This window comes from Alicyclobacillus suci, from assembly GCF_017329615.1.
Taxonomy (GTDB): Bacteria; Bacillota; Bacilli; order Alicyclobacillales; family Alicyclobacillaceae; genus Alicyclobacillus; species Alicyclobacillus suci.
Map to the genome: position 1 here is coordinate 1 of NZ_JAFMTW010000083.1, position 5618 is coordinate 5618.

At 49.2% G+C, this 5618-nt stretch carries 12 protein-coding genes; all 12 read left to right on the forward strand.

Annotated elements, in window-relative coordinates; all coding sequences use genetic code 11:
- Positions 1-397 precede the first annotated feature (397 nt).
- A complete protein-coding gene (locus tag J3482_RS19320) occupies positions 398-691 on the forward strand; it encodes a hypothetical protein (RefSeq protein WP_206922974.1) in 294 nt (97 codons plus the stop codon).
- On the forward strand, positions 691-975 hold the full coding sequence (locus J3482_RS19325) for a hypothetical protein (protein WP_206922975.1): 285 nt from the start codon (positions 691-693) through the stop codon (positions 973-975). The genes J3482_RS19320 and J3482_RS19325 overlap by 1 nt, the downstream gene beginning before the upstream one ends.
- Position 976: 1 nt before the next feature.
- Entirely contained in the window at positions 977-1243 is a 267-nt protein-coding gene (locus tag J3482_RS19330; RefSeq protein WP_206922976.1) for a hypothetical protein, read from the forward strand.
- Positions 1243-1551 (forward strand): hypothetical protein, encoded by a 309-nt coding sequence (locus tag J3482_RS19335; protein ID WP_206922977.1) that lies wholly within the window; start codon positions 1243-1245, stop codon positions 1549-1551. The genes J3482_RS19330 and J3482_RS19335 overlap by 1 nt, the downstream gene beginning before the upstream one ends.
- Positions 1552-1707: 156 nt before the next feature.
- Positions 1708-1974, forward strand: a complete 267-nt coding sequence (locus J3482_RS19340) for a YosH family protein (RefSeq protein ID WP_206922978.1) — start codon at positions 1708-1710, stop codon at positions 1972-1974.
- A gap of 20 nt (positions 1975-1994) precedes the next feature.
- Positions 1995-2417 carry an Rmf/CrpP family protein gene (locus J3482_RS19345; protein ID WP_206922979.1) on the forward strand — a complete coding sequence of 141 codons (423 nt, stop codon included), beginning with the start codon at positions 1995-1997 and terminating at the stop codon, positions 2415-2417.
- Positions 2414-2710, forward strand: coding sequence for a hypothetical protein (locus tag J3482_RS19350; RefSeq protein ID WP_206922980.1), 297 nt, complete (start codon positions 2414-2416; stop codon positions 2708-2710). The genes J3482_RS19345 and J3482_RS19350 overlap by 4 nt, the downstream gene beginning before the upstream one ends.
- Positions 2711-2852: 142 nt before the next feature.
- Positions 2853-3431, forward strand: coding sequence for a Holliday junction resolvase RecU (locus J3482_RS19355; protein ID WP_328702764.1), 579 nt, complete (start codon positions 2853-2855; stop codon positions 3429-3431).
- 2 nt (positions 3432-3433) lie between these two features.
- Complete coding sequence (locus tag J3482_RS21935) at positions 3434-3649, forward strand: LexA family protein (RefSeq protein ID WP_206922982.1); 216 nt, start codon at positions 3434-3436, stop codon at positions 3647-3649.
- Positions 3650-3653: 4 nt separating this feature from the next.
- Complete coding sequence (locus tag J3482_RS19365; RefSeq protein WP_206922983.1) at positions 3654-4376, forward strand: protein-tyrosine phosphatase family protein; 723 nt, start codon at positions 3654-3656, stop codon at positions 4374-4376.
- A 400-nt stretch (positions 4377-4776) separates the two neighbouring features.
- Positions 4777-5247 carry an Arc family DNA-binding protein gene (locus tag J3482_RS19370; RefSeq protein ID WP_206922984.1) on the forward strand — a complete coding sequence of 157 codons (471 nt, stop codon included), beginning with the start codon at positions 4777-4779 and terminating at the stop codon, positions 5245-5247.
- On the forward strand, positions 5244-5618 hold a 375-nt coding region (locus J3482_RS19375; RefSeq protein ID WP_206922985.1), incomplete at its 3' end, for a hypothetical protein. The genes J3482_RS19370 and J3482_RS19375, both read left to right, overlap by 4 nt.

The following is a 5618-nucleotide window of genomic DNA, read 5'->3' on the forward strand; positions in this document are numbered from 1 at the left end:
TTGTAAGAGGAACGAGGCAACTCAGTTGTGTGACTTTGTTGTGGATTACATCTCGACGTCGCATCCAAAACACTTCGGGCCAATGACTTTAACCTGCGATAACCCGATATGCAAAGAGTGTGCAACCAGTTTTGCAGGACATGACTTTTGTCCCTCGTGTGCACCGCTTTACGAATATGTGCAAAGGAATCGCAAGAGAATGCGAAGTTTGAGAGGGTGACATGGATGCTTGAACCGATAAAGGCCGAGATACCCGACAATGTTGCACCTCTCGAATGGCTTACGGGAGTGATGCTATGTATGGCTCACGGATACAGCGCAAAAGAAGCTCAAGAGGTAGTAAAGGCTGCCGCTGAGCAAAGGGAACGTCAAGAGTGCGGAAAGCGAGGAGATAGGGATGAGAGTAACAGATGAACGGTTGCAAGTAATTCGCGAGGCCATACGGTTGGCCAAGCCCAATGTCATATCAACCGAAGAAGTGGATGCCATGGCCGTAGACCTACAGGAAGCCAGGGCACAGCTTAGTGAGGCTATCGAGGTTATCAAAGGCATGGTATTCAGGGCCGACGCTATGAATAAATCGGCAGACGAACATCCTGAGCGTGAAATGACATTCTACCGGGCTGTTGGCGGTGACAGAGTGGCGCATTCGGGCCGCGAGTATCTGAATCGGATTGGAGTAGATGTGTGATGAATGCAAAGATTGAAGCCATCAACAACTTATCATTTTCAGATTGGTCTTGCAGTGGTGGAGAATGCGAATATGTGCTCGTCGATGATACTCCGGAGCATCGGAAAATCCTTGTGGATGCTGGATTTACCGAAGATGAGTTGAACGTACCGGAGGTTTCGTACGATGACGGAACACTTAATGTGGCCCACTTGGCATTTAAGTCGGGAGCGGAATGGTTTAATCCGCAACTGCAAATGTTCGGCCTGGAAGACAATATGAGGTTGTCGGGGAGGATGAATTGAGATGAGCGTAACGGATCAAGAGTTGGCGGACTATGAACAGACCTTCGAAGAATTTTGGAAGCCGATTTTGATGTCGGGCGGCACACTGAATATTGATCAGTTAAAACGCGAACTGCACGACTATCGAGTGCTCATGAGCAACGTGTCAAGGGTGTATGAGCGCGTGACTGGCGGCGTCATTTCTAAACCGATGACAAGTCCGGATGCCGTCATCCGTGAAGCGAATCGCCACTATAAGTGGATGTGGTCAGAGGATGGTGAATCCTGATGACACTCACACGAGAAGTAGAAATCAGCGAAGATAACGTGGTTTTCCTTGATAAGTTGGTGGCTGATCCCGTTGATATATTGCGTGATGTATTAGCGGAGAATCGGCGAATGCGCGAGGCGTTGGAATACGCGGTGAAAAATTGCGTCATGTGTCACGGTGTTGGGAGAGTCAGCATTGGACTAAATTTGCAGACAAATCAAGCGCTATATAAACCGTGTCAATACTGTGAGAAACAACGCCAAGCACTCGCAGACATAGGCGCGGGTAGCGAAGCAAACGCAGAGGATGGTGGGGAACGTGGATGAAATTTCGTTTTCGCTGACATGTTCTTGCGGGGAATTCTTAGATGGTTACTTCGGTAGCGACGACACGCACGACCGAATTCACTGTGATTGCGGATTGGTGTGGGATGTATTACGACCACATTCTGAACAAAACGGTACAGAAGGAGAGCGGTCGGAATGAAGTATTGGGAAATTCAAGATCCTTATTATGGATTGTTGAAGGCTGAGACGGAAGAAGAAGCGCGTGAGACGTACAAAAATGTGATTAGCGATCTTGATCCTGATGACGTATGTGTAGAGGTTAGCCTTGAGTATGCTTGGGCTAAATTTTTAGCTGCTTGTGAGAATGAAATTGAGTCCGATCCAAACTTTAATCCGCGAAAAGCATTTGAAGAACGTCCTACTACACACCCATTGTTAATTGATAGTGAACTAGTTTACTAGAAGAAAGATGGTGATTCGGAGTGACGGATGTAGAGCGGTTGGATGAGATACGTGAGCATTTACATCACAATCGAGTTTTGCATGAAAGTGACGCGCACTTCCTTCTCTCGCAACTCGACGTAACCAATCGAATGATAGCATGGTACGACAAATGCATGGAAGCGCAACGACAAGGTATTGCCGATTATCTTGACGGTAAAGCCGTGGAAGCGTGCCCGTATGACGATGAAGATTTACGTGATTTATGGGTAATGACATGGAATGAAGCTAAACGTGACGCAGAGAAAGACGCCGAGATCGAGCGGTTGCGGAAGATTGAGGAAGCCGCATGGAACGCTATTGAAACTGTTCCGTTCGGAGCACATGACGTCTATCAAGCTGATATTCGCGCTATGGGCAATCTGTCAGCCGTGCTTGAACAAAATCGAGGTGACAAAGCATGAACAATGGGCGCGTGTTGAGCGTGGAAGAAGTATATGAACTTCGTGACGAAATCATCGCTTCCCGAGGTTGTCTTTTCGGAGGGAATGCCGATGAAACGGTGATGGACCTTATTACCACCATCCGCGTTCTGCAACGCCAAGTGTCGGAGTTGACGGATTTACTCACGATATGCCAGTGGAGTAATGACCATTATTGCGGTGGATATTGCAAGGTCTGCGGAAATGCTGAGGAAGATGGTCATAAAGCCGATTGTTGCTTAGCAAAGGCGCTGAAGCAGGAGGTAACAGAATGAACGGATATACCATCTTGACCATAGTAGGATGCGTGCTCATGGCGGCCAGTGGGATCTGTGGGTACATCATGGGCAGTTGGAACGAGCGGAGAACCATGATGTTAGAGAGGAAACAGAGTTTTACGGAAAGGAAGTGGTGAGTGTGAAATCACTCCGTATACGCCGGAAAGCGGAGCAAAATCGCCTGTCAGTGTCCGTCCAATCGCACGCAAACCGTGGTCGATCACTTGAGACGATGTTGAACATGACAAACATGCAATATCGTCTGCACAATTGGGCGCTCGTCGATAAGATACCGACGCCTATCAAAAAGGTCGGAGACTACCGCAGAGGCGTTTTCCTGGCCGTTTGGGAGCACAAGTCTTCAGTAGACTATCAGGGCATCTATAATGGACGCGCCATCGTCTTTGAGGCCAAGATGTGCCGGGAGAACACACGGTTCTCGCTCTCTAACATCGCTGCACACCAGATCGAGTACTTAGAGCAAGCCGAGCAACAAGGAGCCATCACGTTTTTGATAGTGGAGTTTCCGAAGCTCGATGAGACATATCTCGTGCCTGCAAACTATGTCGTAAAGTGTTGGCACAACGCTAAAGCAGGCGAGCGCAAGTCGATCCCTATCGAGGCTATCCGAGAGTTTGGGATGCGGGTGAGAACAGGGCGCGGAGTGCCTCTAGACTATCTGGCTGTCGTGGACAAGCTGTGGAAACGGGTGGGATGAGTATGGAGTTGACAGCAGCCCAAAATGCTGTGTTGATCTGCATCAAGAAATATATAGCGAGCAATGGATATCCTCCGACCACGAGAGAACTCGGTCGTGCCGTCGGATATTCATCCACGTCGACTGTACATGGACATTTGCAGGCGCTGAAAAAGAAGGGGTATATCGATTGGATAGATGGAGCGCCACGGACACTGAGGATACTTAACATGGGGTGATCAGATGAAAATCACAGATGACCAACAAACTCTGCCTATCGAGGCCGAGCAGTTTACCGAGCGCGAAAAGTGGATTATCGCCCGCCTGCGCGAGTACTACACCATCGACCGTGAGATCAGGGTGACGGAGGCCCATGCGCGAGGGGATAATTTGCCGATTGAGCCGTCTGTTACCGCGACGGCGCCGCGCGATGATGACCCGATTGTCCGCAGAATCCTAAAACAGGACGTGTTGCCAACAGAGGCTAAGAAAGTAGTCGATACTATCCAAACCTATGTATCGCCGGACGAATTTCGGTACGCGGCTACATATCGTGTGGTGCGTAGGCTGTCGGATATCAAGGCTGTGGCGAGTGAGCACGAGGAACGCATTCAGATGGCGCTAAAGTTGCTACGGGAGCGGTATGGGGACCCGGAAGAGTACCTGGAACTTACGGATACTGAGAGGTTGGCAATCAAGCGGGAAGCATATATCCAGGCCGCGCGTGAACGCCTGCCAATATTGCTTAAACGGAAACGAATCATCGGGGAAACGCTAAACGACTTGCAGCGATACTATCCAGAGTGGTGGACTATCCTGTGGTATAAGTACGTGTTAGGAAAGTCGGAGAAGGAAACGCAGGAGAGAGCGGCCAGGAATGGTGTGCCTCTGACTCCACAGGAGTACCGCACAAGCCGCAGAGATGCACTACATCAGTTTGATAAGTGGGCAGTCGGCTTATGCTGACTGCTCTTTTGTTATAAAAAAATTTAACCCAAGTGTATACATAGCATCATAATGATGCTCTAATAAAGACATCAAGAGGAGCACAGGAGGCGGTTAAGATGATGAAGGAAATCATGAAGCGGGCACATGAGTTAGCTAAGATGATGGTCGGAGATTCGCCAAGCATGGGCAGAAGCAGAAGAATGCTACGGTGAGTACACCGTGCATGTGAGTCGTAAGCTGAGCCTCGGATGGCAACGCATGGGATACTTGGTCATTGGAGAAGATGGCGAAATCAACGTTTCCCCACTCGTTCGGAACAAAGCAGGAATCCGCAACTTGGTAGAGCAGGAAATCGCTTGATTTCATGATTTACATAGCATCATTTTGGTGCTAATATAGTTATAAGGAGTTGAGCGGTATGGGAACTCGTCAATCACAGGTAACGGGGCCAACGAAGCAGATAAACACGCGATATCCTGAGGCGTTGCATGCCAAACTGGCAGCCAGCGCAGCCCGGAATAATCGTAGCATCAACGCTGAGATTTTATATCGGATTGAGCAGTCGTTTAAAAATGAGGGAGTGTCGGTTATGACAATAACGATGCAAGATGTTGTGGAAAAACACGGAGACTTTGCGCACGGCGGCGATGTGGAGTACGGTGTTAAGTCGTGGGAACGCGCTGGGTTTACACCAGAGGAAGCTGACGCATGGTTAGAGGCGCGGTGTTTCGAGGCTGTTGATGCACGTAGGTTGGCCGATGCAGGGATAACGCCGGAGCAGGCCGCTCAGAGCGATGAAGAGATCGGCGGCTACGTTGATACCATCGGATACAAGGTGGCGAACGGCGACTTGAGCGTTGAACGGGCGAAAGAGGCTATAGGTGCATGAGGACTATCAAAGTTAAACGAAAGCCACTCGGTTATTGGTACCGAGAGCGAGTGGAAGCGGTAATCAAGGATAGAGTTGAAAAAGGACTATCAGTGGCCCCGAAAGACATGATTCGCGAGGACAAAGGTGCTTATGTTGCAGCTTGGCGCACTCATGGATCGTGGGATAGAGCACTCATAGCGACTGGTGTAAGTCTTGATGTATACGAGCGGGCGTATCATGATGAAGAAGCATTCTCAGAATTTATCCGCGAGGCATACGAGGCCGGCGCCGATATATCGGATACCACTATCAAGCACTATTTTTTTCGGGAACACCGGTCTATCGTCCATAAGTATAAAAGTTGGGCAAATTTTCTCGAATCCATTGGC